The 25182-nt window shown below is 64.9% G+C and carries 22 protein-coding genes, 1 tRNA gene and 1 pseudogene; 16 read left to right on the top strand and 8 right to left on the bottom strand.

Going from position 1 to position 25182, the window contains the following annotated elements:
• Position 1: 1 nt before the first annotated feature.
• Together kdpA (BN2156_RS26565) and BN2156_RS30475 are read right to left on the bottom strand one after the other, a co-directional pair.
• Positions 2–1672 carry a potassium-transporting ATPase subunit KdpA gene (gene kdpA, locus BN2156_RS26565; protein ID WP_090517957.1) on the bottom strand — a complete coding sequence of 557 codons (1671 nt, stop codon included), beginning with the start codon at positions 1670–1672 and terminating at the stop codon, positions 2–4.
• Positions 1672–1761, bottom strand: coding sequence for a potassium-transporting ATPase subunit F (locus tag BN2156_RS30475; RefSeq protein WP_019347277.1), 90 nt, complete (start codon positions 1759–1761; stop codon positions 1672–1674). Before BN2156_RS30475 ends, kdpA (BN2156_RS26565) begins: the two co-directional genes overlap by 1 nt.
• Before the next feature lie 373 nt (positions 1762–2134).
• Here BN2156_RS30475 and kdpA (BN2156_RS26555) point away from each other — a divergent pair, with 373 nt between their 5' ends.
• The 6 genes from kdpA (BN2156_RS26555) (at position 2135) to BN2156_RS26530 (ending at position 7974) form a co-directional block, all read left to right on the top strand.
• The gene (gene kdpA / locus BN2156_RS26555) at positions 2135–3793 is read left to right on the top strand and encodes a potassium-transporting ATPase subunit KdpA (protein ID WP_162491009.1); all 1659 of its coding nucleotides are present in this window, start codon (positions 2135–2137) and stop codon (positions 3791–3793) included.
• Between the two features lie 91 nt (positions 3794–3884).
• The gene (locus BN2156_RS26550; RefSeq protein ID WP_131725210.1) at positions 3885–4613 is read left to right on the top strand and encodes a type III PLP-dependent enzyme domain-containing protein; all 729 of its coding nucleotides are present in this window, start codon (positions 3885–3887) and stop codon (positions 4611–4613) included.
• The gene (locus BN2156_RS26545) at positions 4610–5467 is read left to right on the top strand and encodes a type III PLP-dependent enzyme domain-containing protein (RefSeq protein ID WP_235625511.1); all 858 of its coding nucleotides are present in this window, start codon (positions 4610–4612) and stop codon (positions 5465–5467) included. Before BN2156_RS26550 ends, BN2156_RS26545 begins: the two co-directional genes overlap by 4 nt.
• Before the next feature lie 89 nt (positions 5468–5556).
• A complete protein-coding gene (locus BN2156_RS26540) occupies positions 5557–6771 on the top strand; it encodes an FAD-dependent oxidoreductase (RefSeq protein ID WP_235625550.1) in 1215 nt (404 codons plus the stop codon).
• 10 nt (positions 6772–6781) lie between these two features.
• The gene (locus BN2156_RS26535; RefSeq protein WP_090518579.1) at positions 6782–7354 is read left to right on the top strand and encodes a DUF4389 domain-containing protein; all 573 of its coding nucleotides are present in this window, start codon (positions 6782–6784) and stop codon (positions 7352–7354) included.
• Positions 7351–7974, top strand: coding sequence for a class I SAM-dependent methyltransferase (locus BN2156_RS26530; protein WP_090517953.1), 624 nt, complete (start codon positions 7351–7353; stop codon positions 7972–7974). Before BN2156_RS26535 ends, BN2156_RS26530 begins: the two co-directional genes overlap by 4 nt.
• Here the strand turns inward: BN2156_RS26530 and BN2156_RS26525 are convergent.
• The 3 genes from BN2156_RS26525 to BN2156_RS26515 all read right to left on the bottom strand — a co-directional run bounded on the left by BN2156_RS26525 (position 7961) and on the right by BN2156_RS26515 (position 11584).
• Entirely contained in the window at positions 7961–10357 is a 2397-nt protein-coding gene (locus BN2156_RS26525) for an FtsX-like permease family protein (RefSeq protein ID WP_235625549.1), read from the bottom strand. The genes BN2156_RS26530 and BN2156_RS26525 overlap by 14 nt on opposite strands.
• An 89-nt stretch (positions 10358–10446) precedes the next feature.
• Complete coding sequence (locus BN2156_RS26520; RefSeq protein ID WP_407661754.1) at positions 10447–11154, bottom strand: ABC transporter ATP-binding protein; 708 nt, start codon at positions 11152–11154, stop codon at positions 10447–10449.
• Positions 11155–11254: 100 nt separating this feature from the next.
• A complete protein-coding gene (locus BN2156_RS26515) occupies positions 11255–11584 on the bottom strand; it encodes a nitroreductase family deazaflavin-dependent oxidoreductase (RefSeq protein WP_407661762.1) in 330 nt (109 codons plus the stop codon).
• Between the two features lie 210 nt (positions 11585–11794).
• Between BN2156_RS26515 and BN2156_RS26510 the strand changes: the two genes are divergently transcribed.
• Together BN2156_RS26510 and BN2156_RS26505 are read left to right on the top strand one after the other, a co-directional pair.
• Positions 11795–12817: a zinc-dependent alcohol dehydrogenase family protein gene (locus tag BN2156_RS26510; RefSeq protein ID WP_235625510.1), complete on the top strand. Its 1023-nt coding sequence runs from the start codon at positions 11795–11797 to the stop codon at positions 12815–12817.
• Between the two features lie 68 nt (positions 12818–12885).
• Positions 12886–12959: transfer RNA gene (locus tag BN2156_RS26505), tRNA-Leu, on the top strand.
• A gap of 109 nt (positions 12960–13068) precedes the next feature.
• On the opposite strand, the gene BN2156_RS26500 is transcribed toward BN2156_RS26505, so the two are convergent.
• Positions 13069–14430, bottom strand: coding sequence for a hypothetical protein (locus BN2156_RS26500; protein WP_090517950.1), 1362 nt, complete (start codon positions 14428–14430; stop codon positions 13069–13071).
• Positions 14431–14836: 406 nt separating this feature from the next.
• Between BN2156_RS26500 and BN2156_RS26495 the strand changes: the two are divergent.
• The 3 genes and pseudogenes from BN2156_RS26495 to BN2156_RS26485 form a co-directional block, all read left to right on the top strand.
• Positions 14837–15078 (top strand): annotated as a pseudogene (locus BN2156_RS26495) (tyrosine-type recombinase/integrase); the annotation flags it as partial.
• Between the two features lie 242 nt (positions 15079–15320).
• Complete coding sequence (locus tag BN2156_RS26490) at positions 15321–17465, top strand: P-loop NTPase fold protein (RefSeq protein ID WP_090517949.1); 2145 nt, start codon at positions 15321–15323, stop codon at positions 17463–17465.
• 255 nt (positions 17466–17720) lie between these two features.
• On the top strand, positions 17721–18107 hold the full coding sequence (locus BN2156_RS26485; protein ID WP_090517948.1) for a nitroreductase family deazaflavin-dependent oxidoreductase: 387 nt from the start codon (positions 17721–17723) through the stop codon (positions 18105–18107).
• A gap of 64 nt (positions 18108–18171) precedes the next feature.
• Here the strand turns inward: BN2156_RS26485 and BN2156_RS26480 are convergent, their stop codons facing one another.
• Entirely contained in the window at positions 18172–19038 is an 867-nt protein-coding gene (locus tag BN2156_RS26480) for a CDP-diacylglycerol diphosphatase (RefSeq protein ID WP_159402869.1), read from the bottom strand.
• 149 nt (positions 19039–19187) lie between these two features.
• Here BN2156_RS26480 and BN2156_RS26475 point away from each other — a divergent pair, with 149 nt between their 5' ends.
• The 5 genes from BN2156_RS26475 (at position 19188) to BN2156_RS26455 (ending at position 23949) form a co-directional block, all read left to right on the top strand.
• Positions 19188–19820, top strand: coding sequence for a cutinase family protein (locus tag BN2156_RS26475; RefSeq protein ID WP_090517946.1), 633 nt, complete (start codon positions 19188–19190; stop codon positions 19818–19820).
• A gap of 64 nt (positions 19821–19884) precedes the next feature.
• Positions 19885–20337 (top strand): lipoprotein LpqH, encoded by a 453-nt coding sequence (locus tag BN2156_RS26470; RefSeq protein WP_090517945.1) that lies wholly within the window; start codon positions 19885–19887, stop codon positions 20335–20337.
• Between the two features lie 48 nt (positions 20338–20385).
• Positions 20386–20868, top strand: coding sequence for a DUF6636 domain-containing protein (locus BN2156_RS26465; RefSeq protein ID WP_131725209.1), 483 nt, complete (start codon positions 20386–20388; stop codon positions 20866–20868).
• Positions 20869–20986: 118 nt separating this feature from the next.
• Positions 20987–22789, top strand: coding sequence for a hypothetical protein (locus tag BN2156_RS26460; protein WP_131725208.1), 1803 nt, complete (start codon positions 20987–20989; stop codon positions 22787–22789).
• Positions 22790–22806: 17 nt separating this feature from the next.
• The gene (locus BN2156_RS26455; RefSeq protein WP_090517942.1) at positions 22807–23949 is read left to right on the top strand and encodes a zinc-binding dehydrogenase; all 1143 of its coding nucleotides are present in this window, start codon (positions 22807–22809) and stop codon (positions 23947–23949) included.
• Here the strand turns inward: BN2156_RS26455 and BN2156_RS26450 are convergent.
• Positions 23940–25148: an alpha/beta hydrolase family protein gene (locus tag BN2156_RS26450; RefSeq protein ID WP_090517941.1), complete on the bottom strand. Its 1209-nt coding sequence runs from the start codon at positions 25146–25148 to the stop codon at positions 23940–23942. The two genes, BN2156_RS26455 and BN2156_RS26450, sit on opposite strands and share 10 nt — an antisense overlap.
• Between the last annotated feature and the right edge of the window lie 34 nt (positions 25149–25182).

Genomic DNA, 25182 nt, shown 5'->3' with positions numbered 1-25182 from the left:
TTCAGTGAATTCCTTCAGCAAGGGGCCCGAGCGCGAGCATGGGCAGGAAGGTGAGGGCGACCAGGATCAGCGTGACGCCGGCGACCATGCCGACGAACTGGGGTCGATGGGTGGGCAGCGTGCCGATGGACTCGGGCGTCTTGCCCTGCTTGGCAAGCGATCCGGCGAGCGCCAGCACGAAGATGATCGGCAGGAACCGGCCGAACACCATCGCCAGGCCGAGCGCGGTGTTGTACCACTCGGTGTTGACGCTGATTCCGGCGAAGGCCGAACCGTTGTTGTTGGCCGCGGAGGTGAAGGCGTACAGCACTTCCGACAAGCCGTGCGGTCCGGTGTTGAGCATGCCCGCCCGTTGGCCCGGCATCGCCATCGCCACCGCGGTGCCGGTCAGCACGAGCAACGGTGTGATCAGGAAATACGTTGCGGCCAGCTTGATCTCCCGCGGGGTGATCTTCTTGCCAAGGTATTCCGGTGTGCGCCCGACCATCAGGCCCGCGACGAACACTGTGATGATCGCCAGCACCAGCATGCCGTACAGACCGGAGCCGACACCACCGGGCGCCACCTCGCCGAGCTGCATGTTGAACATCGTGATCAGGCCGCCGAGGCTGGTGTAGGAGTCGTGGAACGAGTCCACCGCACCAGTCGACGTCAGCGTCGTCGCATCCGCGAACACCGCCGAGTTGGCGATGCCGAACCGCTGCTCGACACCTTCCATCGCCGCGCCGGCCGCGGTGGGCACGGTGCCGTGGGCCTGCAGCTGGAACAGCATCATCAGGCTGACGCTGATCGTCGCGATCACTCCCATCGCCGCGGCGATCGCATAGCCCTGCTTGGGGCTGCCGACCATGCGGCCGAAGGTGCGCGGCAGCGAGAACGGGATCATGAGGATCAGGAAGATCTCCACCCAGTTGGTCCAGGTGGTGGGATTCTCGAACGGATGCGCGGAGTTGGCGTTGAAGAAGCCGCCGCCGTTGGTACCGAGGAGCTTGATCACTTCCTGGCTGGCCACCGGGCCGCCGGGGATGGTCTGGGTGCCGCCGACTAGCGTGTTGACCATCTCGCTGTGCAGCGCGAAGTTCTGGATGGCGCCGCCGCCGACCAGGATCAGCGCGCCGATGACCGAAATCGGCAGCAGTATACGGAGATTGCCGCGAACCAGGTCGACCCAGAAGTTGCCGAGGTCGCCGGTGTTGCGCCGGACCAGGCCGCGGACGAAAGCCATTGCCACGGCCATGCCGACGGCGGCCGAGACGAAGTTCTGCACGGCCAGGCCGGCCATCTGCACCAGATGGCCCTGGGTGGATTCACCCGAGTACGCCTGCCAGTTCGTGTTCGTCACGAAGCTGATGGCGGTGTTCCAGGCCAGCGCCGGTGTCATCGGGGTGCCCGGATCGTTCAGGTGCAGCGGTAATTTTCCCTGCACCAGCTGCAAGGTGAACAGGAACAGCACGCTGACCGCGGAGAAGGCCAGCACGCTGCGGGCATAGGCGCCCCAGGTCTGCTCGGCCTTCGGGTCGGCACCGATCAGGCGGTAGATGAAGCGTTCAGCACGGGAGTGCTTGTCCGCCGTGTAGACGCGGTACATGTAGTCGCCGAGCGGCACGTGGACCGCCGCCACGGCGGCGATGAGGACGACGAGGAACACGATCCCCGCGGTGGTTGTAGTCACTAGAACCTCTCCGGAAACAGCAGCGCCGCGAAGAGAAACAGCGCGATGAGGATCGCCAGGCCCAGGCCGACGACGTTTTCGTAGCTCACAGTCCCTCGACCAACTTCTGCACCAGGCCCAGCAGCGCGAAGATCGCCACTGTCAGCACGATGAAGACCACTACGGACATGGGTTCTCCAACACGTATTCGGGTCGCCGGATCTCGGCGACTGACCCAGCGTCCGTCTGCGAGGGGTGGCGGGCCACGATCTTTATGTCTTCTTTACGCTCGCCTGCCCGACCTTTACGGGTTCTTTCCCGGGCGCGAGGCAGGCCGTCGTCAGCGGCGTAAAGGTGGCGTCAACAGCGACGGGTTGGGGCGTAGGAAATGCGTAATCGCCGTCGAATTTCTGTGCTGCCGGTTCCTACCGTGTTTCGGGATCATCGCCGCGTGAAGGAGCTGGAGCCATCGACAATCCATCGCTGTGGGGAACGGCAGCCTGGGGTCAGCTGGCCGCGATCGCCGTCCTGGTCGCGTTTCTGCATGTCCCGCTGGGGAATTACATCGCGGCGGTCTACACCTCGCGCACCGATTGGAGCGTGGAGCGGGTGATCTACCGGCTGGTCGGGGTACAGCCCGACGGGCAGCAGCGGTGGACGGGCTATCTCGGTGCGGTGCTGGCCTTTTCAGCTGTAGGTGTGCTGTTGCTGTACGGGATTCTGCTTTTGCAGGTGTATTTGCCCGAACCATGGGGCCATAAAGGGATGACACCGGCCTTTGCGTTCAATACCGCAATTTCATTTACGACCAATACCAGCTGGCAGAATTACCCAGGTGAGGCGACGCTGGGCCACGCCGGTCTGATTGCCGGCCTTGGCGTACAGGCCTTTGCGAGCCTGGCTGTCGGCATGTGCGTCGCGGCGGCGCTGATCCGCGGGCTCGCACAGTATCAGAGCGAGGTGATCGGCAACTTCTGGGTGGATCTGGTGCGCACCGTGGTCCGGATCCTGCTGCCGCTGACGGTGCTCGTCACCCTGATCCTGCTGATTCTCGGCGTCGTCAACAACTTTCACGGGGCGCAGGAGGTCTCGACGATCGCCGGCGGCGGCCAGACGTTGCTCGGCGGTCCGGTGGCCACCTGGGAGTCGATCAAGTTGGTGTCGGGCGACGGTGGCGGTGCCTTCAACGTCAACAGCGCGCATCCCTTCGAAAACCCGAATCCGTTGAGCAACCTCGTGGAAATCGTTGCGATGCTGCTGATTCCGGTGGCATTCTTGCGGACCTTCGGCGTGATGATCGGAGACCGCAAACAAGGTTGGGCGCTGTTCGCCGTCGTCGCATCGCTCTACATCCTGGCGACGGTCGCCCTCGTCGCGGCGACGACGGTGCCGCACGGCACCGTCGTGCAGGCCGTGGGTGCGCCGGTCGAGGGCACCGAGGTGCGGTTCGGCGTGCCCGGCAGCGCCGCATTCGGCCAGGCTGCCACCGCAAGCGGTGACGGGGCGGCGAACTCGTCGTACGACAGTTTCGCCAGCCTCGGCGGCGCGGTGCTGATGCTGAACATGATGCTGGGTGAGGTGGCTCCCGGTGGCGCCGGTAGTGGCGTGTACGGCCTGGTGATGATGGTGTTGCTGGCGGTGTTCCTCGGTGGGCTGATGGTCGGGACCACGCCCGAGTATCTCCGGCAGCGCCTGCAGGCCAGGCACATGAAACTGGTCAGCTTGTACATCCTGGCCCTGCCGATCACGGTACTGGTCGGAACCGCCATCGCCATGGCCATGCCCGGCCAGCGGGCCGCGATGCTCAACTCGGGGTCGCACGGGCTGTCTGAGGTGCTCTACGCCTTCACCAGCTCGGCGGCCAACAACGGCAGTGGCTTCGCCGGATTCAGCGGCAACACCACCTGGTTCAACGTCGCGCTGGCGCTGGCGATGGTCATCGGCCGGTTCGTGCCGATCATCGCGGTCCTCGCTCTCGCAGGGGCTTTCGCCGCCCAGCGGCCCGGTGTCGTCACCGCCGGCACGTTGCGTACCCACACACCGACCTTCGTGGTGTTGACGCTGGCCTCGACCCTGCTGCTGATCGGCTTGGAGTACCTGCCCGCGCTTGTGGTGGGCCCAGTCGCCGACGCGCTGCAGTGAGCGATCAAGGTGACGTCAAAGTTGGCCCGCAAGGTATCAAGAGACCGCTAAAACCCTGGTGGCCTGGCTCAGGCAGCGGGATGGTCAGATGATGACCACCTCTTACCTCGTGCGGCCGCAGACGGTGCTGGACGAGGCGGTGGTGGTCAGGCGCTGTGCATTGTGGCGCAGCGCTTTCAAGGGCATGTCGGTGAGCTACCCCGCCGAGCTGCTCGCCTTCGACCCGGCCGCGACATGGATACGCCGGCACCGAGTCACCGTCGACGTCGTGACCGCCGCGGAGTTCAATCTTGCCTTGGCATCGGGTATCCGGCCGGAGCAACTCGTGATGCACCCGCGAAGCGCGGCCGCAATGGCGCGGGCCGGTTTGGGACAGGCGGCCAGGCTTGTCATCGACTCCGATGAGCAGGCTGCGGCCCTGGCCCGCGGTGCCCGCCGGCTTGAGCATGTGTTCGTCGGTGCAGGTGACGGCATGGCGGCGGCGGTCGCCGAGGTGCTCAGCCAGCGGCAGCTCGACCTTGTCGGCCTGCACTGCACAGCTGACCCGTCCCACGATCCCATCGGGCTCGGAGCGCTGCGGGCGACGGTCGCTGACATGGCCAGGATCCGGTGCGGCCATTCGGTGCTGCTGCGCCGGATCAGCCTGGCGGGCTTGGACGGTGGCCTGTTCGGCCTGCAGCCGTGGGCGCTTCGTCGCGTCGCCGAGGCATTCGGTGAGGTCTTGGATGAGCAGTGCGCACGCTACCGTTTACCGCGGCCCGCGCTCACCGTCGCGCCATCCGTCCACGCATTGCTGCCCCCAGACATCAACGCGGCGTGAATGTTTCGATCGTGCGCATCAAGACGCCGCAAGGATTCTGGCCCGGCCGCGGAAGTGGCGGAAGGCTGGAAACAGGCGCACGCGGCACCCGGCCGCGGCGTGGTGAAGAAGAGGTTCTGGTGACACTGACGTCAGGGTTGTGGTCCACATCGGCGGCGGCGTTGCCGCAGTCGCCCGAGCAGGCGGCGATGCGGCGCTGCGCCACGTGGTGCCGCTCGCTCGATCCGGTCGAACTCGCACTGCCGGCCTGGGCGCTACGGGACAACAATGTGGCCAAATGGGCTCGCGATCACGGGTTGACCGTCGAGGTACGCAACGGCCGAGATCTCGCAGCGGCGATCGGGACGGGTATCCATCCGATGCGGCTGGTCGTGCACGCGGACGGGTTCAGTGCCGACGAACTGGTGTTCTGCAGCGCCAATCTAGGGGTCGGCCGGGTGGTGGTGAACAGTGCCGAGCAGATCCACCTGCTGGTGTCGTGTGCTGTGCGGCACCGTCGGCAACGGGTGATCCTCAGTGCTGCGGGTGCTGACGCCGTCACCGCCGTACTGAACGGTCCTCGACTCGATCTTGTCGGTGTGTATCGCGAAATCGATTCGGGCAAAGACTGTTTCACCGCGTTTCCGGAAGTGGTCGGTGACGTGATCGCCGAGATGGCCGACATCCGCCGGACGCATGCGCTGGTGCTCACCCGGGTGTGGGTCGGCGGCGGTGGCTTCGACTTCGCCGTGGGCCCCGACGATCTGTCCGAGCTCGGTCGGTCCATCGAGATGACGCTCGACGATGCGTGTGCGACGCTGCGGTTCCCGCGGCCGGTGGTGGTGGTGTCGGCCGGGCCGGGCGGCCCACGCTAGACCGGTACCCGAAAGCCCTGTACAGGGGCCCCGCAGCGGACATAAATTGAGCCGTGGGCTCCAAACGGCCCCAGAGTCGGCACCACGTCCTGCCAGCGCCGCAAAGGCCGCTGAGAGTCCTTGTTGTCGGCGCTGGGGTCGGTGGCATCTCGATCGCCCGAGGATTGTTGCGGGACGGCCATGACGTCACGGTGTTCGAGCAGCGTCCCGAGGTGCGGGCCGGCGGCGGCGCCGTCACGATCTGGTCCAACGGGGAAACGGTGCTGCGGCAGCTGGGCGTCTACATGGACGGCGCCGGCCAGGAGCTGTCCACCGTGCGGGTGGTGACGTCGACGGGGCGCCCGATGACGACCCTGGATGTGACCGCGATCGTGAACCAGATGGGTGCGCCGGTCCGCATGGTGCCGCGCCGGATCCTGCTCGAACGACTGCTGGAAGGTTTTCCGGCGGAACGGATTCGGTGCCACATGCAGGCGGTCGGCGTCGCGAACGGCAGTCGCGGTGTTCGCGTCGATTTCGCCGATGGAAGTTGGGCGGACGGCGATCTGGTGATCGGCGCGGACGGCCTGCACTCCAAGGTCCGCGAGATCGTCGGCGCACTGCACGCGGAGCCCACGGGCTGGTGCAGCTGGCAAGGATTGGCCGCACTCCCGGAGGCGGCCGATCGGCACGTCGCTTTCGTCATCGTCGGGGAGCACGGAAACCTCGGTTTGTGGCCTGCCGGGGACACCGAGGTGCAGTGGTGGTTCGACCTGCCGTGGTCGCCCGACTTCGTGCGGCCGGAACGCCCTATCGAGGTGATCCGCGCCAATTTCACGGGATGGTCGCCCTTGGTTGATCAGGTACTCGCGACGTTGACCGACGCTGATCTGGCGCGCTCGCCCTATCCGCATTTCCGCCATCCCATTCCCGGTCCGGGCCATGGCGCGCTGACGTTGCTGGGCGATGCGGCGCACACGATGCCGCCGACCCTCGCGCAAGGCACCAACCAGGCGTTGCTCGACACGATGGTGTTGTGCAAGGCGATCGCGGACTTCCACCGCGGCGCCAACGGCGATCTCCCCGGTGCGCTGCGCTGGTACGAGAAGACTCGTCGGCGCCGGGTCGCCGCGGTGTCACGGGTGGCCTCGCTGCAGGTATCGCACGGCGAGACCGTGCTGCGGCCGGCCGCGATGGTCCCGGATCGAATGATGACCTGGGTGTTGGCGACGTTCCTGCGGGTGGTGAGCCACCGCCGGATGGCTGCGGCGATCAGCCGGGATCTCGCCGCGGCGACAGCGGGCAGTGATGAACATGCCCGCTGAGCCCGTACGGGTGCGGGGCGCGATCGACGCGCCCTCGAGCCGGCTGTGGCTCGTCAAATGGTGTGTGCTGGCGGTGCCGCACTATCCGATATTGATCGGGCTGTACCTCGTCTATCCACTGGTGACCGTCGCTGCCGGTGTCGCGATCTTGTTCACCGGCCGATATCCGCGCGCCCTATTCGATTTCAACGTCGGGGTGTTGCGCTGGTCGTGGCGCGTGATGAATTACCGGTTCCCGATGAACACCACGGACAAGTACCCGCCGTTCAGCCTCAAACCCCGCGCCGACTATCCGGGGGATCTCGAGGTCGACTATCCCGAGCAACTCTCCCGGTGGGCGGTTCTGGTCAAGTGGTGGCTGCTGGCGCTTCCGCAGATCATCATGTGCTGGGCGATGGAGGCGCTGCTGCAAGTACTTTGCGTCATCTCCGCGGTGCGCCTGTTGGCCCGAGGGACGGTCTCGGAAGACATGTTCGACCTGCTGATGGGCATGGTGCGGTGGCGGTATCGCGTCGCCGTCTACGTGTCGCTGATGACCGACGAATATCCACCGTTTCGACTGGATCTTGGATCAAAGGCTTGAAGCACCGTAACCCGTTGTTCCCGTACGTATATCGGCTCGGTATGCCGGTGTTCGACAGGCTGTTCTATCGCCGGTACCGCCGGTCGGCGATGAGCCATGCCACGGGCCGGTTGCTCATGGTCGGGCTCGGGCCGGGAACCGATCTGCTGTTCCTGCCTGCGGCGGTGACGTCGGTCGCAGCCGTGGAGCCGGATGCGACGATGCGGCGGATGGCACGCGCGCTGGCCCGGCGCCGCGGTATCGACGTCGATGTTGTCGCCGCGTCAGGTGAGTCGATTCCGTTCCCGGACAACAGTTTCGACTCGGTTCACGTCGGCCTGGTGCTGTGTTCGGTCGACGACGTGGCGGCCACGCTCAGCGAGATCCGGCGCGTGCTGACGCCCGATGGCCGATTGGTCGTGCTGGAACACGTCCGCGGTGAAGGCTTGATGGGGCGATTCCAGGATCTGATCGCCAGGCCGTGGGCGTGGCTGTCGTCGGGCTGTCGGCCGAACCGCCGCACCGTCGATGCGATTGCCGCAGCGGGATTCGAGACCAGCGGGCTGCGCAGCACCCGGTGGACGCTGGTGCCGCCGCCGTGCACGCCACATCTGCAGGGCGTCGCGACTATTCGACGCTGACGGCCTCGATGATGTTGAGCCGCGCGGCGCGTCGGGCCGGTGGCAGCGACCCGAGCAGGCTGATCGCCAGGGCGCCGAGCGTGAACACCACGGCCATCGGGCTCGGTCGGAACGTGACGTCGAAATTCATCACGTCCCCGCTGACGAGGCTGAACAACCACTGATCGACCAGGCCGACCAGCAGCCCCAGCACGCCGCCCAGCATGCCGATCGCCGCCGCCTCGGCCAGCACCATGGCCAACGTGTAGCGGCGACTGGATCCCATCGCCCGCAGCACGCCGATCTCGCGGCGCCGTTCGAGCACCGACAGCGTGAGGGTGTTCAGCAGCGCGACGGCGGCGACGAACACGACGATGATCCACACGGCATTGGCGATCAGCATGCTCTGGTGCAGCGGGGCCTCCAGGCCGGCCAGTGCGGTGCGGCCGTCGTAGGTGTGGTTCGGCGCGGGCACCACAGCTCGGACGTCAGCCAGGAGCCGGTCGGGGTCGGTGCCGTCGGCCACGGTGACCTGCAGCGTGGTCGCGCCCGGCCGGTCGAACCATGCGCGCATCTGATCCAGGCCCAGCCCGACGGTGCCGATCACCGTGGAGAAGTAGGGGACCAGGGCCAGCACGGTGGTCCGCTGCGGGCCGTGCGGCGTGTGCAATTCCAGCTCGTCGCCCTGCCGGACGTCGAGGGTCCTGCCCAGATTCTGTGAGAGCACCACGCCGCGGCCGGCGAGCACATCGCTGCGCACCTGGTCATCGAGAGCGCGGAACAGGGCGTCGTGGCTGCCGGGCGCGAAGCCGTCGAGCATGACGCGGGTGCCGCCGACGACGGCGAAGCCCAGTGCTCCTTCGGTGACATCCGCGACGCCGGGCACGGCGGCCACCTTCTCGGAAAGACCCTGTGGCAGAAGGCCGGTGGGGTACTGGTCGGGTGAGTTGGCGCTGATCCAGACGTCGACGTCGGCGACCGGTGCGAAGATGTCGCGGGCCGATCGGATCATGTCGTTGTTCGTGCCGGTGATCACCACGGTGGTGACGACGGCGATCAGCACGGTCATCACGGTGGCCCACACTCGGCGTGGGGCCCGTTCGACGGTCGCCGCCGCCAGCGCTCCGGCCGAGCCGAACAGGCGCGCCACGGCAGCGGTGGCCGTGACGATGGGCCCGGCGAGCGCGAAACCCAGGGCGATCTGCGCGGTGAACAGGGCGGCGATCGCCACGAAGGCGATGGAGCCCGGTAGGTAGAACACCACCAGGATCGACGCGGCCAGCACCGCCACGGCCGCGATGCCGGTGGCGATCCGCAGCCAGCGCGGCACATTGTCGGCGGCCGATACCCCGACTGGCGCCAGCGCCTCGATCGGTGAGACCTTGTACACCTGCCGGGCGGCCATCGCCGAGGCCGCCACACTGGTCAGTGCCGTGGCTGCGATGGCTGCCGGGATCGCGTAGTCGGGCAGCCAATACTCGATGCGGGCCTCAAGTCCCTGGGTCATCGTCGGTGGCAGCCGACCGATCGCCATGCGGCCCAATACAATTCCGAGCAGCGACCCGACGGTGCCGCCGATCAATCCGAGGATCGCGGACTCAGCCAGCATGTCGCGGACGATCGTCGCGCGCCGGCCACCGATGGCCCGCAGCATCGAGATGACCGGGCGGCGTTGGGCGATCGCCATCGTCATCGTCGTGTAGATCAGGAACGCGCCCACCACCAACGCGACCGCCGCGCCCATCAGCGCCATGTAGTTCATCAGCTTGACGCCGTCACCGGCGCGGGCCGCCCGCAGGCTGGGTGCCGCGACGATGGCCCGGCCGTTCACGGCTTTCGTGACCTGTTCGCGGACACTGCTGAGGTCGGCGTCGGGGGTGGTGGTGATCAGGATCGAGTCGAGCTGGCCTTGTCTCCCGGTGACATTCTGCGCCAGCGGAAGTGGGGCCAGTACGTAGTGGCCGCCGTTGAGGTCCGCGAGTTGCTTGCCCACCAGGACTTCGGAGACGGTGACCGACCCGGAGCCCAGTTGGAACGTCTCGCCCTTCGCATGACCGACTGCGGGCCCGACGCGGACACCCTCTTGTGCCGTCGGGGTTTGAACATCCACTCCGACCGCATCTTTCAGCGCGCCCTCCAACGCGCGACTGCGGTCGTCGGCGCCGAACAGCAGCACCGGTTCGGTCGCGGTGGGCGCGGTCATCCGGATCATCGGTGCGGCGGTCGCGACGCCGGGAACCTTGGCCACGTCGGCCAGCACGGATTCGGGGAAGCCCGCGTCGGTGACACCCGAGACCTCGAGGGCGGCGACGCCGGCGACGCCGTCCGCCAGGCGGTTCACCGATCCGGTGATCGATCCGAAGATGCCGAGGATCGCCACGAGATACATTGCCGAGACCGCCATTACGGCAATGGAGGCGAGGGTGCGCCGCCGGTGCACGGTGAGTTCGCGCAGGCTGAAGACTCGGAGCCGACTCGCTGCGGCGCCGAGTCTCACCCCGGCACCACCGACATCTCGTCGGAGCCGAGCCGGCCGTCCTGCAGGGTGATCACCCGATCGGTGGCCGCGGCGGCGTCGGCATTGTGGGTCACCATCACCACCAGCCGGCCCAGCCCCTCGTCGTGAGCCACTTCACCCAGCAAGGTCAAGATCGCCGCGCCCGTCGTGGAGTCGAGGTTGCCGGTCGGTTCGTCGGCGAGGATCAGCGGCGGGTCCATCATCATCGCCCGGGCCACCGCGACGCGTTGCATCTGGCCGCCGGACAGTTCGGACGGGCGGTGCTCGGTGCGGTTACCGAGGCCGACGCGGTCCAGCAGCTCGACGGCCTGCGGTTTGACCTTGCCCAGCCGGACGCCGTCCAGCAGTTTGGGGACGGCCACGTTCTCCCAGGCCGACAGGGTCGGCAGCAGGTTGAAGAACTGGAACACGAAGCCCACCCGCTGGTGCCGGAACGCCGACTGCTGCTCATCGCCGAGCCGGCCGATCTCCTCACCGTCGAAGGTGATCGAGCCAGAATCGGGGGAGTCCAGCGCGCCGAGCAGGTGCAGCAACGTGCTCTTGCCGGCGCCGGACGGCCCGATGATCGACACGAACTGGCCACCGTGGAGTTGGAGGCTGATCTCGTCGAGGGCGCGCACTGTCTGACCGCCGACCTTGTACTCGCGCACCACGTCGCGCAGTTCGATGGCCAGTTCGGGCATCGCAGCCTCCCGGGAGTCGGGATATCCGCAGCCTACGCCCGGTGTCCGGCGCCCAACGTGAACTTGTTTGCGAGATCTTGGCCGAAACTCGCAAACAACTTCACACTCGCGGGGCCAACGAGGCGACGAAGCGGGCCTTCTGGTCGGTGGCCGGGATGACACGGGGATCGGTCAGGCGGTAGTGCCGACCGCGGTGCACCAGTTGGGCCGACCCGGCGGCCCGGACATTGCGCACCCAGTCCGAGTGCTCGCCGTAGTTCAGCACGACGCGGACCGACTTGTGGTCGACGAACGCCATGACCGGCGTGCGGTACGGCCTGCCGGATTTGCGGCCGATGTGCTCGATGACGGCCATGTACGGCAGCCACGGCGCCCAGAGCCGCTGCAGCGGGTTGGTGACGTATTTGTTGAAGCGGGCGATCATCCGCATGGCCCGTGGTCCCAGTGTTGCCGCGATCCGTTCGGCAACTACGGCAATCGAATTCGCGATACTGCTCGGCATATGCGGCCCCCGTCGCTGTCCAGCCTTGGGGCTCATTCAACCAAACCTTCGCAACCCTCTCAGCCCGGGCCGCGGCCGAGGCGCCCGGCTTGCCATTCCGCGGGAATATGCGTGTGTTTGCCCCGGTTGCAGCGGCTCATGGCTGAAATCATGCGCCGGTGGGAGATGGACGGAATTGGCCGAGACGCGCTCCAGTTGCGTGAGGTGGCTGTCCCGGAGCCCGGTCCCGACGAAGTTCTGATCAAGGTGGCTGCGGTTTCCTTGAATCATCGCGACAAGATGGTGATCGAAAGCGGGCGCGGACTGCCACTGAACTTCCCCTTCACACCCGGGTCCGATCTCGCCGGGACCGTCGTGGCGGTCGGAGACTCGGTGACCCGGTTCGCCGTGGATGACCAGGTGCTCGCGGTATTCACCCCGGACTGGCTCGACGGCGCCCGGGCAGGTGACGCGCGGACGCCCTCTTACTGGACGCTCGGCGGGTTCTATCCCGGGGTGCTCGCTGAATATGTTGCGCTGCCCCAGGATTGGGTCGTCCGGGCTCCACGGACGCTGTCGGCGGCAGAAGCCAGCACTCTGCCTGTTGCCGGGCTCACGGCATGGTTCGCGCTGGTCGAACGCGGACACGTGCGGTCCGGCGATGTGGTGCTTGTCGAAGGCACCGGAGGCGTCGCGTTGTTCGGGGTTCAGATCGCCAAGATGCATGGCGCCGAGGTCATCGTGTCGGGCAGCGCGGACAAACTGGACCGAGTCGCACAACTGGGCGCAGACCACGTCGTGGATCGGCGCAGCGCGGACTGGGCCGAGACCATCCTCGCTCTGACGGGCGACCACGGTGTCGACCATGTGCTGGAGCTCGTCGGAGGGGCGCATCTCGGCAAGGCGGCCCAAGTCGTCGCAGTCGGTGGTCACATCCATCTCATCGGCGCACTCGACGGGTTCGAGGTATCCACACCGGTCATGCCAATCCTGATGAAAGACGTCACAATTCACGGTATCGGCACGGGCCATCGGCGCGCACTCACCGACCTCGTCGGCGCCATCGACAGCACGGGGACGAAACCTGTGGTCGGTGCGCGCTATCCATTCCACGAGCTATCGGCGGCGCTGGACCATCTCGATCGCGGCCCATTCGGCAAGATCGTCGTCGAGGTGGGGTGATCGCCGCTTCGGGTACTCGGGGCGGTCTGATGAGGGCGAACCGTCCTGAAATATGCTCTCCTGCGACGGCCCCCATAGCCCAATTGGCAGAGGCAGCGGACTTAAAATCCGCCAAGTGTCGGTTCGAGTCCGACTGGGGGCACGGAAGCTTGACATACAACGTCCCACGTAGAGCCCATTTATCAGCGATCCAGACGGCGCCTCGAACCGACCACAGACGGGTCCCTGACAGCGGCGTGACAGCGGTCCGGCTAGTCTTCCCAGCCCTGGAAGCTGGTCGCGAAGGTGAGCACACGGGGCGCAAGCGGGGTCATGCTGGAGGACATGTTCCGGCGGGTGGGACCTGGACCGTTTTGCAGCGCACGTTGTCCCTGCGCACCGTCAGGGTATCGGGCCAGGAACTCCCGTACTGTCGCGGCGTCTTCGCCTGCGTCGGGGTACAGAATCCGGTCCAGCTTCTCCTGCAACGGACCCATCAGCGGTTGGAGCTTCTGGATCATGTCCAGAACACTCGGGTCAGACGTCATGACTTCGAGTTCGTTTCGCTTCAGCCAGGGCTTTCCCCGTTCCTCTTTGGTGAAGTCGAACATGTAGCTGCGATCCATGTATACGTTGACGGCGTTCTCGCCGTGCAGACGTGCCTCGAAGTCGTACTTGAACGCGTTGATGTCGCCGTGCAGCAGGGCATCGCGCATCTTGAGCAGCCAGCGGTACTCAAACGACGTCGTTTTCAAGTCAGTGAACAGAGCCAACACGGCCTGTTCCTGCGGCGTTTTGCGGGCGAAGGTGTCGCGAACAGCGCGGACGGTTTGATCTTCGTGACTCTGTAGGGCACTGGTGAAGCTGATCAGCGCCGAGCGCACTTTGCGCCTGCGTTCGTCCCACGCATCCTCGTTGAAGATGCCGATCTTGTTGTCCCTTAGGTCTTCAAGGATGGCTACCAGCTGATCCATGAACCGGTCGCTCTCGTCGGAGATGTGCTCCAGCAGTTCACTGTCCAGCATCTTCCGAAGCCGTTCGTACGCATCGCGGTAACGCTTGTCGTCCTCTGCAGTCAACGAACACACCTTCTCAATGATCGGGGCATCAGATCGGCTGGGGTCGAGGTGAATCAGAATCGCGCCGTAGGGGTCTGCCTCCGCCTCGGCGTCCTGACGGTCGTGTTCGGCGTTGCGCTCGCCAAGCAGTTCCACGGCCTCTTGCATCCGCTTGCCAGCTTCAGCAATTCGCTGCCGAATTTCCTCCGGTGCGGGCGCACGGTCGGAAAGCCAGCGCTTGCTACCGGACAACACATCTTCCAGCGCGGCCTTTAAGTGTGTTTGTGCCGTGTCGCGTGTGTAGCGGTCCCGCACGTCGGGCGTGTCCGCCCAATCCAAGATCACATCAGTGGTCGCCTGCGTTGAGGCCGCTACGGCTTCCAGCGCCACCAACATTGCCGGTGACTTAGTCGCTACGATGTGCGGCATCACCAGGGCCTGCAGTGCCTCAAGTGCATTGATCGCGAAGTCGGTGGCGCTGTCGCCTTCGATGTCGTCCAGCGCTGAAGCGAACGCCTCCAGCCGACCAACCCAGTCTCGTACCTGCTCCACGTGTTCCTGATCCTCGCCGTCCACGTTCGTGCCTTTCTCGTACCGTCACAGCATGTGTGGCTCCCTTCTAGTGGGCAGCCGTACAGGATCGCACAACCGTGCGACAAAACGCACGACCATTTGCTGCCTCGGCCGCGCCTAGCCCCCGGCTCTGGCCTTGAACACACCGAAGCGCCAGGGGCCGGGTTGGCTTGACCCTGACAGTTCAGCGTGGCCGCGAAAGCGGGTGTTGGGACCCGCGCGCAGACCGGTCTACTGGCGGTTGATGCCAATCTGCGGAGAGCATTTGGGAGAAAGGCCCTTGTACATGCCGCCCTCGGACGGTGGGGCGTTGTCAAAACCGGGACGGACAAGCCCCGGTCCCCAACCGTACTCGCTAGCCTCCGAGTCGAGTTTGTTGGAGTCCAGCGGTGGACGGATCAGTTGGGACTGCCGCGATTGCGGTCTCGGAGCTGTCCGCTTCCACGATCTGCGGCATACCTTCGCCACCATGAACCTGAGCGCTGGTGAGCACTACATGCAGGTGTCAAAGTGGCTGGGGCACAGTACGTTCGTGCTGACGCTCACGACCTACGCGGACTACATCAACGAGGATGAGCAGGTAGCTCCGAAGGTGGGCGCGGAACGGTGGAGCCTGCCAACGTCGTCGGGCTAAAACGCAAGACTGGCTAGCCTATTCGTTGGGACCACTCATACACGAGTGTCTTCGACAGTCTGCGTGAGATGTCGGACGTCCTGCTCCAGGTTCGCCATGCGCACATTGAGCTCGGGAACCTTCTCATCCGAGAGCAGCCTGCCACTGATTGAGGTCAGCTTTCGTCGACAGCCATACACGGAGGCTATCCGCGCGCCCCGACACCCAGTATCGGTGCAACGCATAGAGTGGCTCCGGCGTCTGCATAGAGGAGGCATGAATGGCTGATTGGCGTTTCTGGCGGTCAAGCGAGAAGGAAAGCGCTCCCGTTGACTCGGACATCGCCGACCCACCAGCCGAGCCGCTTTGGACGGACGATGCAATCGAGTCGGACGAAGAAGATGGCCTAGACCGGAAACCATTTGCGGGCATGGTTGCAGAGCGCATCGATGCTTGTGTACCTGGCCAGAAGAGCACCGTGTTCGGTCTGGTCGGCCCATGGGGGAGTGGCAAGACTTCGCTAATCAATTTCGTCCGGGACCGGTTAGGCAATGATTGGAAAATCGCGATCTTCTCGCCGTGGGCTTCAGATACGGTTGCTGGACTGCAATCCGAATTTCTTGCCGCCGTCGACTCACTTCTCGAAGGAGACGACGAAAGGTCTAGAAACGCTAGAAAAGCCTTTAGGAAATATGCTGGCGTGTGTGCTCAGTTACTCAAAGCTGTTCCCCAGGCAGGGGCCGGACTGGGAGGCGCGGCCGAGAAAGCTTTGGAGATTACCAATCCGCCGTGGCACAAACAGTTTAAGGAAGTGTCGAATGTGTTGGAAACTCTTGGGTCAAGAGTCCTCATAATTGCCGACGATATTGACCGCCTCGATGCGGAAGAGCTATTGTCGCTGTTGAAGGTTGTGCGTTTGCTTGGCAGATTCCCAAATGTGCACTACCTAATTGCGTACGACCAGTCCACCGTTGAAAGTCTGTTGAAGTCAAAGGGATTGGCTACGCGTTCTACAGCGTTCATGGAAAAGATCGTTCAGTACCCGTTTGAGGTGCCACCGATAGCTGGCATTATCCAGCGGCGTCTTCTTTCTAGGACGATCGTGGAATTAATAGAGCGTCTAGATATTCGGCTCGACCCGGTGCAGGCCGAACGGTTATCCGAATATATCGCAGTGCTTGGACCTGCGCTCGTCACTCCCAGGGCTCAAATCCGATTCAAAGAACAGCTTCTTGCGTTTGGCGGCATGTTGAATTTCAGGGAAGTCGACGTCGCCGACTTTGTTGCACTTAGCTTTTTACGCGTTTTCTACCACAACATTTACGACCGGATTCCAACTTGGAAGAACGCACTCCAATCCGGTAAGGACATAACGGACTACTTCAAAGAAACTGAAATCACCGACGAACAGTGGATTGAGCGCATCCGTCCGCTGGTGAACGGCGATGACGATGCGGCACTGGTCAAGCATATTCTGGGCGGCTTGTTTAAAGGTATACGTTCGACAATGCTGTACCCTAAGGAACATAAGCTTGCCTTAGCAGATGATACATATTTTCAGCGGTACTTCCTCTTTGGCATCGCTGAAGACGACGTCGAAGACCAGCTTATCGAGTCTGCGTTGAATAACATAATGTTTGGCGACGGCGAGAGTGTGGACGTAAAGCATTACCGCGACATCCTTGATGGTCCTGATAATCAGCGTGCGGCGTTGGCGTATGAGAAGAGTGAAAGGCGACGATCAGACGACCCTCTCGGTGCCGACTTGAATTTAGTGCGATTTCTATTCGAGCGGTTGAACGCGCGTCCAGAAGAGGCGCCTTCCTTCGATTCTGCCCAGCGGGTGCTGTGGCGCTGGGTCGAGGAAGAGGCCGTCAAAGCCTTGCAAAGCAAGATGATCGACGTGATCGATCTAAGAGCCGAACTTTCTCAGGAGGACGTTCTTGCGCTTGCGTTCCGCATCCTTCGAGATGCGCGCATACCGAATGAGGCAAAAGTCGATGCTCTTGGAGATCTTAACGCCTACTATCGTGACTGCCTTACGAATGACTTAACGGCGGTGCTAGATTCAGGCCTTGACTTCAATTCCATTGTCTTCGTGATAGCGGTCTTGAGTCCGGACAATAACTTTCATGAATTCGGCGAAAACTTATTGAGTATAGGGGACATTGATCTGCTATCTCGTGTAACCACCGCGATGGTAGTGGAAAATCAATGGCGGGGCTCCGACGGTTTATCGCCTGAGCTTGCCTTCAATGGAGAGACGTTGATTCGACTCTTCGCGAACGATGCAATAGTCCAATTGGCGGGTCGCCTTCCTGTTGCGCCGCCAGTGGGCTCAATAAGCAACGCAGATACGTCGCCCGAGAACAAGGCCTATTTCGCGCATGCCAGCGTTAAGTCAATGGCTGCAACTCTGACGTAGCGAGGCAGTCCTGACAGCAGTGTAACAGCAGCGCGGTCGCAAACGGGTCACCTGCAGCAACGATCAATGCTTATCTGTAGCGGGCTGGTGAGCCGTTCTCACGCGGTGTGACTAGGGTATTGGATCCGCTGAAGTGTTTTCGGCGAGCGTTACAGCAACTCTACTGAGGCTGCGGTGTCCGACTTAAAATCCGCCAAGTGTCGGTTCGAGTCCGACTGGGGGCACCGGCGTCGATCAGCACCTACACTCCGACAAATGCGCGTCCCTCGACGAATCGCACAGTTCAACAAGCGAGTCACCAATCCGCTGGCCCGTGCGATCACACCGTGGCTGCCGAGCCTCGGAACGCTCGAGCATGTGGGCCGGAAGTCGGGAAAGCGCTATCGAACGCCCCTTCTGGTGTTCGAGACCCGCGACGGCTACGCCATCCTTATCGGCTACGGCCCGCAGACGGACTGGTTGAAGAACGTGCTGGCCGGCGGACCGACGCTGCTGCGCAAGCGGGGACGGGTTGTCGCACTCACGAAACCACGGGTGGTGAGCAAGGCCGAGGCCGCGCCACTCGTCACACCTGGCTCCCGGCTGCTCTACAACGCGTTTCCCTACAACGAGGCATCTCTGTTGCTGACGATAGCCCGCTGACCTCCGCACCCACGCACGCCAACGGCCACCCGAGCACGGGTGGCCGTTGGGCTTGCAGGCAGGCTCAGCCTTTGTCGAGCAACCGCTCGATGTTGTTGACGCCGGAGGGTGTGATGCCGGACTTCTCGTCACTGGCCAGCACGATGAACCCCGGGCCCTGGTGGTTCTTGGTGATCAGCAGGGTCTCGTTGCCCATCCCGAAGCTGGGGTCCTGCTTCTTGATTGGCGCGACGATCTGGGTGTTCAACGCGGCGAAGAAGTTCTGGTCGATGTTGTCGGTGTTCCAGGCTCGGTAGCCGTGGGGGCTCTTCTCGATCGGGCCGGCCTGGGTGTGGCCACGCACCCCGATCACCGAGGTCTTCCAGGCCTTCTCATCCTTGGTGACCTTGTGGTTCTTGACGGCCTGGTCGATGTCGGCGCGGGCAGTCGGGTCGAGCAGGGTCACGTGGATGTGCAGCTGATCCTGGCCGCGGTTGTCGGCGGAGTTGATGCCCAGCGCCCAGTCCGGGGCCTGACCCTGGTTACCCGGCGGCAGAATGCTGGCCTGCTCGAAGGCGTCCTTGAAGTAGCGGGGAGCGGTGGCATCCAGCAAGTTGTCGCATTCGATGCCGGTCTCGCGTGCCGTAGGGATCACCAGCAGGTCGGTCAGCTGAGCGGGGTGGTGCCCTTGCCGGACCGCGTAGCCGCGGGACTTGTCCCCGCCGGGAAACACCACGTCGATGGCGCCGTCCTTGTGCTTGGGCGTGGCGTATTTGACGTCCTTCCAGAGGTCGACGTTGTCGTGCACGTTTCCGCACGGGCCGAACTCGGCGACCTGCGCGCCGGCGGTCGGCGCGATGGCGAGTCCGATTGCCGGCACGGCCGCTGCTGCGGCGATGAGTGCGAAGCGGCGGGCGAAGCCGATGCGGTTGGTGGTCTTGTTGGTGGTCATGTGGTTCCCCCTCGGTGGGTGTTGGTGTGTTGAAAACACCATCTCGTCTGGGAGCCGCCGAGTCTGTCCGCTGGTCAGGCTATGAATCGGGTGAATCGCGTGTCCACCGATCGGGGGAACGGCCCGCGGCGGACCTACGATCGATCGGTATGACGAGCAAGCCCGCTTTGATCTTGGCGTTCGCCGCAGTGGCCGCGGCCGTCCCGACGATGACGCCTCCGCAGGCCGCGGCCGCACCGTGTTCCGATGTCACGGTGGTGTTCGCCCGCGGCACCAATGAGCCGCCTGGCCTGGGCAGTGTCGGCGGTCCGTTCGTCGACGACTTGCGGGCTCGGGTGGCGCCGCGGACCGTCGACGCGGTGGCGGTCGATTACCCGGCCACCAACGACTTCAACGTCAGCACACCGGCCGGCACCGACTCGGCGCGATCCCTCATCGAGTCCATCGCCGCCAGCTGTCCGAACACGAAAATGGTGCTCGGCGGCTACTCGCAGGGCGCGGCGGTCATCGAAAAGGCCACCAACGAGGCCGCCCCGCAGGTCGCTGATCATGTCGCGGCGAGCGCACTGTTCGGTACCCCGCAGACCAGTTTCTCGGGTCTGCTGGCCGCCGGGCAGGTGCTGCCGGTGCTGGCGCCGCGGTACGCCGCCAACACGATCACCCAGTGCAACGAGGGCGACCCCATCTGCTGGGAAGGCGGCTGGGACATGGGTGCCCACGTGTCGTATGTGCAGTCCGGAAAAGTCGCGCAGGCAGCCGATTTCGCGGCCGGCAAGCTCTAGATTCGCGCGCGTGCACGAAGGTCGGGCCGTGGCGTAGGGACCACAGTCGGTCCATACTGCACAGATGCGTGCCCTCGTCGGCGTCGCGGCGGCGACCGCGTTCGTGGCGGCTTGTGCGCCCGGTGGCGGGCTGTCCGACGTGAAGATCGTGTTGGACGGCGACGTGCACACGCTGGCGGCGCACGTTACCTGCACCAGGTTTCCCGACGGCAATTTGCTGATCTACGCGTCGCCGTCGGCGACGGACCACAGGCGAAGCGTGCGGGTGATGCTGGCGACGACCAACCGGCTGGTGGTCACGGCTGCCGGCTTCCGAATACCTGAGGCCAACGGTTTTACCAAGGATTCGCGGGAGATGACCGCGACCAAGGTCGACGACGTGTACACGATCAGTGGCCAAATGCCCGCCGACGAGCGGGGGACCGGGTGGCGACAGGTGAAGATCGAGGTCACCTGTCCCGGCTATCAGCGACCGAAAGGCCCACCCGATACCGTGCCGGCGATCGGGAGCCCCTGACCGGAGCAAAGCGGAGCAATATCGGGAGCCGAAGGAGATACTGCATCCATGGCGGAGCGGGGAGAGAATCCGTTGAGAACTCGGCGAGTCCGGCCTCGTCTCGTCGCGTTCGTCGCCGTGGCGTCGGTCGGCCTCGCGCTCCCCGGCACTGCGCATGCCGGCCCGGCGGGCACCAAATTCGTCACCCCGTCCGGAAACATATGGTGTCTGCTGTCGACCGGTGCCGACGGCACCGACGCCACCAACGGCGTCGTGTGCGAGATCCGCGAACACCACTACGCCCCGCCGCCCAAGCCGGCGGACTGCCACCTGAACTGGGGCGACCGCATCAGCCTGAAGCGGGGCGGGGCACCCGTCGTGCACTGCCACGGTGACACCATCTTCGAGCCGGGAGTACCGACATTGCCGTACGGCCAGGCGCGATCCGCCGGCTCAATCAAGTGCGAGTCCCAACCTTCCGGTGTCACCTGCACGGACTCCGATTCCGGGCAGTTCTTCCGGTTGTCGCGTCAAACGCTCGAACTCGGCTAGCCGCCACCGCACCCGAGATCTCGCGGATTCCGGTCCGAAGGAACACCGTTCCCCGCTAGCGTGACAAACATCGAGTTCGATGTAACGGGGGAGAACAATGGCGCGGGTAGCAGCGTGGGTGGGTGCTGGGCTTTTCACGGCGGGCATGTCGGCAGCAGTGCTGGCCGGGGCGGGAACCGCCAATGCCGACGAGGGCGGCGCCTCGAGGCAGGATGCGAAGCCGTCGGCCACCCAGAACGACGCCGCCAAACCTTCGCAGCACCGGAAAGTGCGCACGGCGACGCAACGCCCGAAAGCCGAGGTTGCCGGCACCGGCGGCACGGCAGCCGAGACCAAACCTCGCGCTCGAGCAGTCCGATCAGACCAGCTCGCGGACTCAGTTCGGACGAAGGTGCGCACGGCATTTCGTGATTCCGTCCGCGACGTCCGGACGGCGGTGCGCGACATCGACGAGGCCGGCCCTGATGTCGCCGACGACACCAGCAGCGTCGCCGACAAGGCGCCGAGCCCCGTTGAAGTCCGGGTCCGGCCGCCGATAAGCATTCGATCGGCGTTGGCCACCCCACGGGGGCGCGCCGCCCTGGACACGGTCGCCCCGGACCAGGCCGACCCACCGGCCCAGCCGAACGACCCGGTCGAGGCGATCCACGACGTCATCCGCGGCCTCGGCGCGTTGGCGCTCAACCCCGAGCCGCAGAACTACCCCAAGCCGCTGTCGGTCATCACCGGCGCGGTGTTCGACACCCTCGCCACCTTGGAGCGAGCCGTCGGCGGTGATCCGGTGGTGCCGCCGGAATTGCGCGATTCCGTCGAGGTGAGCACATCGACGCTGGTGATCTCCGAAGGCCATGAGGTCGAATCCAACTGGTATTTCTCGACATCCGAGAACGGTGAGCCGCCCACTCGGATGATCTACCTGCAGCACGGCTTCCTGGCGAACGGGCCGCTCTACAGCTACACCGCGTCCTATCTGGCGCACACCACCAACAGCGTCGTCGTCACCACGACGTTCACGTCGAACCCGTTCGAGGCCGACGGCATGTGGCTCGGCGGCGACAACCTGCACGAGGCAGTCGCTCAGTTGTTCCTCGATCCGGACCGCACGGCCCTCAACGCCAGCATGGACACCGCCGAGCTGAAGGCCGGCCGCACCGATAACCTCGATGTGCCAACACAATTCGTGCTCGTCGGGCACTCCCTGGGTGGTGGGTTCGCCCCCGGGGTGGCCGGGTACTACGCCGAGGGCTTGACGCGTCGACGCGAACAGGGTCTGGACGCACCCAATGAGCTTGCCGGCGTGGTGATTTACGACGCGGTACCGATGGGTTCGATCATCCCCGACGCGATGGAGCGGCTCGACGAGTTGGAGACGAACGGCACCGTCGACCCCGGTGACGACGATCCGAACGACTACATCCCGATCTACGAGATTGGCGCACCACTGAATTTCCTCAACGTGTTCAGTGATGTCAACGACCAGCTGACGCAGGCCAGGCCGGGGCAGTTCACCGGTGTCGTGCTCGACGGCGGCGTGCACATGGACCCGATGCAGGGTGGCAATCCGTTGATTCAGGCCACCGCGTATCTGATCGCCGGATTCCCGCAGCCGCAGAACCCGCCGGCCGTCCGTGAGCTGTCCGCCGGGTGGATCAACGACATGTTCGACGAGAAAATCGATCCAGCGACCGGGACATGCCAAACCGACTGCGCCGGGCAGTACGGCGACGGCGACGACACCTTCACGATCACCACCGAAAAGGGAGATGCCGTGGCGGTGCTGATCGGCACACAGAAAGCCACCGACCTCACGTCGCTGCACGCCATCAGCGCGACCGACTTCATTTCCGCGATCCCGGCCGGGGTGCTCAACGGCCTGCAGACCACGTGCGATCTGTTCACCGGGGGCAAATGCTCGGTGTAGCGACGTAGTGTTCAGACATGACTGAGGCGCTACCCAACACAGCTCTGGAACTGCGGTCGCTGGTGACCGAGGACGGCACGCTGGAGTTGTCGCTGCATGAGGTTGCGGTGCCCACCCCGGCGCAAGACGAAGTCGCGGTCCGGGTCGAAGCCTCGCCGATCAATCCGTCGGATCTGGGTCTGCTGATCCCCAGCGCCGCCGACATGTCGGACGCGACGGTGTCGGGCACTGCGGACCGCCCCGTCGTCACCGCACCGCTGCGCGACGGCGCGCTGGGTGGTCTGGCGGCACGCGTCGGCATCTCGCTTCCGGTGGGCAACGAAGGCGCGGGCACCGTGGTGGCGGCGGGGGAGTCGGCGCAGGCACAAGCACTGCTCGGCAAGACAGTCGGAATTGCCGGTGGCGCGATGTATGCGCAGTACCGGGTGGTCAAGGCCGAGGCGTGCCTGGTGCTGCCCGAGGGGGCCACCGCGAAGGACGGCGCATCGTCGTTCGTCAATCCGCTCACGGCCCTGGGCATGTTGGAAACCATGCGCCGCGAAGGACATTCGGCCCTGGTGCACACCGCCGCGGCATCGAACCTCGGCCAGATGCTCGTCAAGGCCTGCCAGGCCGACGGTGTGCCGTTGGTCAACATCGTCCGCAAGACCGAGCAGGAGGAGATCCTGCGCGGCCTCGGCGCGGTCCATGTCTGCAACTCGACGTCGCCGTCGTTCGAGGCCGATCTCGTCGAGGCCCTCAAGGCGACGTCGGCGACGCTGGCGTTCGACGCCACCGGCGGTGGCACGCTGGCCAGCCAGATCCTCAACGGCATGGAGCGAGCCGCCAACGCGACCGGTGCGCAGTACTCGCGCTACGGGTCGAGCGTGCACAAGCAGGTGTACATCTACGGCAGCCTCGACACCGGCCCCACCGTGCTGACCCGAAACTTCGGGATGGCCTGGGGTGTCGGGGGTTGGTTGCTCACCCCGTTCCTCGCCAGTGCCGGACCGGAGACCATCGCCCGGTTGCGCGCCCGCGTCGCCGCCGAACTCACCACGACGTTCGCGAGCGCCTACACCCAAGAGGTGTCACTGGCCGGCATGCTGCAGCCCGAGGCGTTCAACAGTTATCTGCAGAAGGCCACCGGCGAGAAATATCTTGTGACCCCTCAAGCCTGAGTGCCCAACTGCTCGTCGAGCCAATCGAACATGACCTGGTTCGCCCGGGACGCGGCACCCATGTGGCAGTGCTCGCCCGCACCGTCAGCCTCATAGAGCGTCACCAGCGTGGTCTTCGCGTTGACCATCGCCTCGGCTGCCCGCACCGGCTCGCCCTTGAAGAACTGGTCGTTCTCGGCATCGAGCACCAGCACCGGGGTGGTGATCTGATCGGCCACGTCGGCGATCGTGTAGGCCTTGAACGCGCGGGCCAGCCCGGCGGGCGAGTCGACTCCCAACGCCCACAGCCCATTTCGCACCGCCCAGCGGGTCTGGGTGTTCACCGCCATCAGCAGACCCAGCACCGCCTCCGCGGCCTCGTCATTGCCCTCGTCGACCCATTTGGAAAGGAACGGCGGCATCATGTTGGCCAGCGCCGCGTAGAAGTCGTAGACACCGTCGTTGAGGATCACCGCGGCCAGGCGCTTCTCGAAGGCGGCGGCCCGGGCCACCAGGTAACCGCCCAGGCTGTAACCGAACACGGCGATCGCGGCGGGCGCGATCTCGGGGCGGCCGAGGGCGAAATCCACCACTGGTGCCAGCACGGCCTCCCAGTCGGACCGGAACGTCAGGCCCTGCTCACGCAACGTGGCGCCTTGGCCGGGCCCATCGAACGCCAGCACGTTGTACCCGCGCAGCAGAGCGCCGGCGGCGAGGGCGACGTAGGACTCTTCGAGGGTGGAGTCGTATCCGCCGTTGAAGATGACGGTGGGGCCGGGGACTCCGGAGTCGTCGGCCAGATAGAGGTATCCGGGCAGCGCGGTGTCCTGATAGGGGATGGCGATGCGCTCGAAACCGAAGTCGAACATCGCCATTGATTCCAGGAACGTCTCGCGTGAGCGGTCGAACAGTTCCTTGGCCTCGGGGTCGTGGGCGGGGTTCTCGCGGAGGTAGAACTCGGCGGTCCGGTAGTAATTGGAGGCCCGCAGCAGCGCCTCGCGGGCGCTGACCGTGTGACCGGCGGCCAGCGATTGACGGCCGAGGGCCTCGACCCGCTGCGCGGTGGCCTTCCATTCGCGATGCCAGGCGGCCTCATCGCCCCCGGGGATGGCTCGAGCAGTCACCAGGATCTCGCCCAGATCGGCGCCACCGGCGTTGGCGTAACCGGCTGCGCGGAGCGTTTCGAACGAGAACGACTCGTCGTCGAACAGGAACTTCATGGCTTCTCCTTAACGAAACGGAACTGCATCGTCT

Source organism: Mycolicibacterium neworleansense (genome assembly GCF_001245615.1).
Classification (GTDB): Bacteria; Actinomycetota; Actinomycetes; order Mycobacteriales; family Mycobacteriaceae; genus Mycobacterium; species Mycobacterium neworleansense.
The sequence above is the reverse complement of the archived record's forward strand: the minus strand, read 5'-3'. Positions and strand labels throughout refer to the sequence as shown.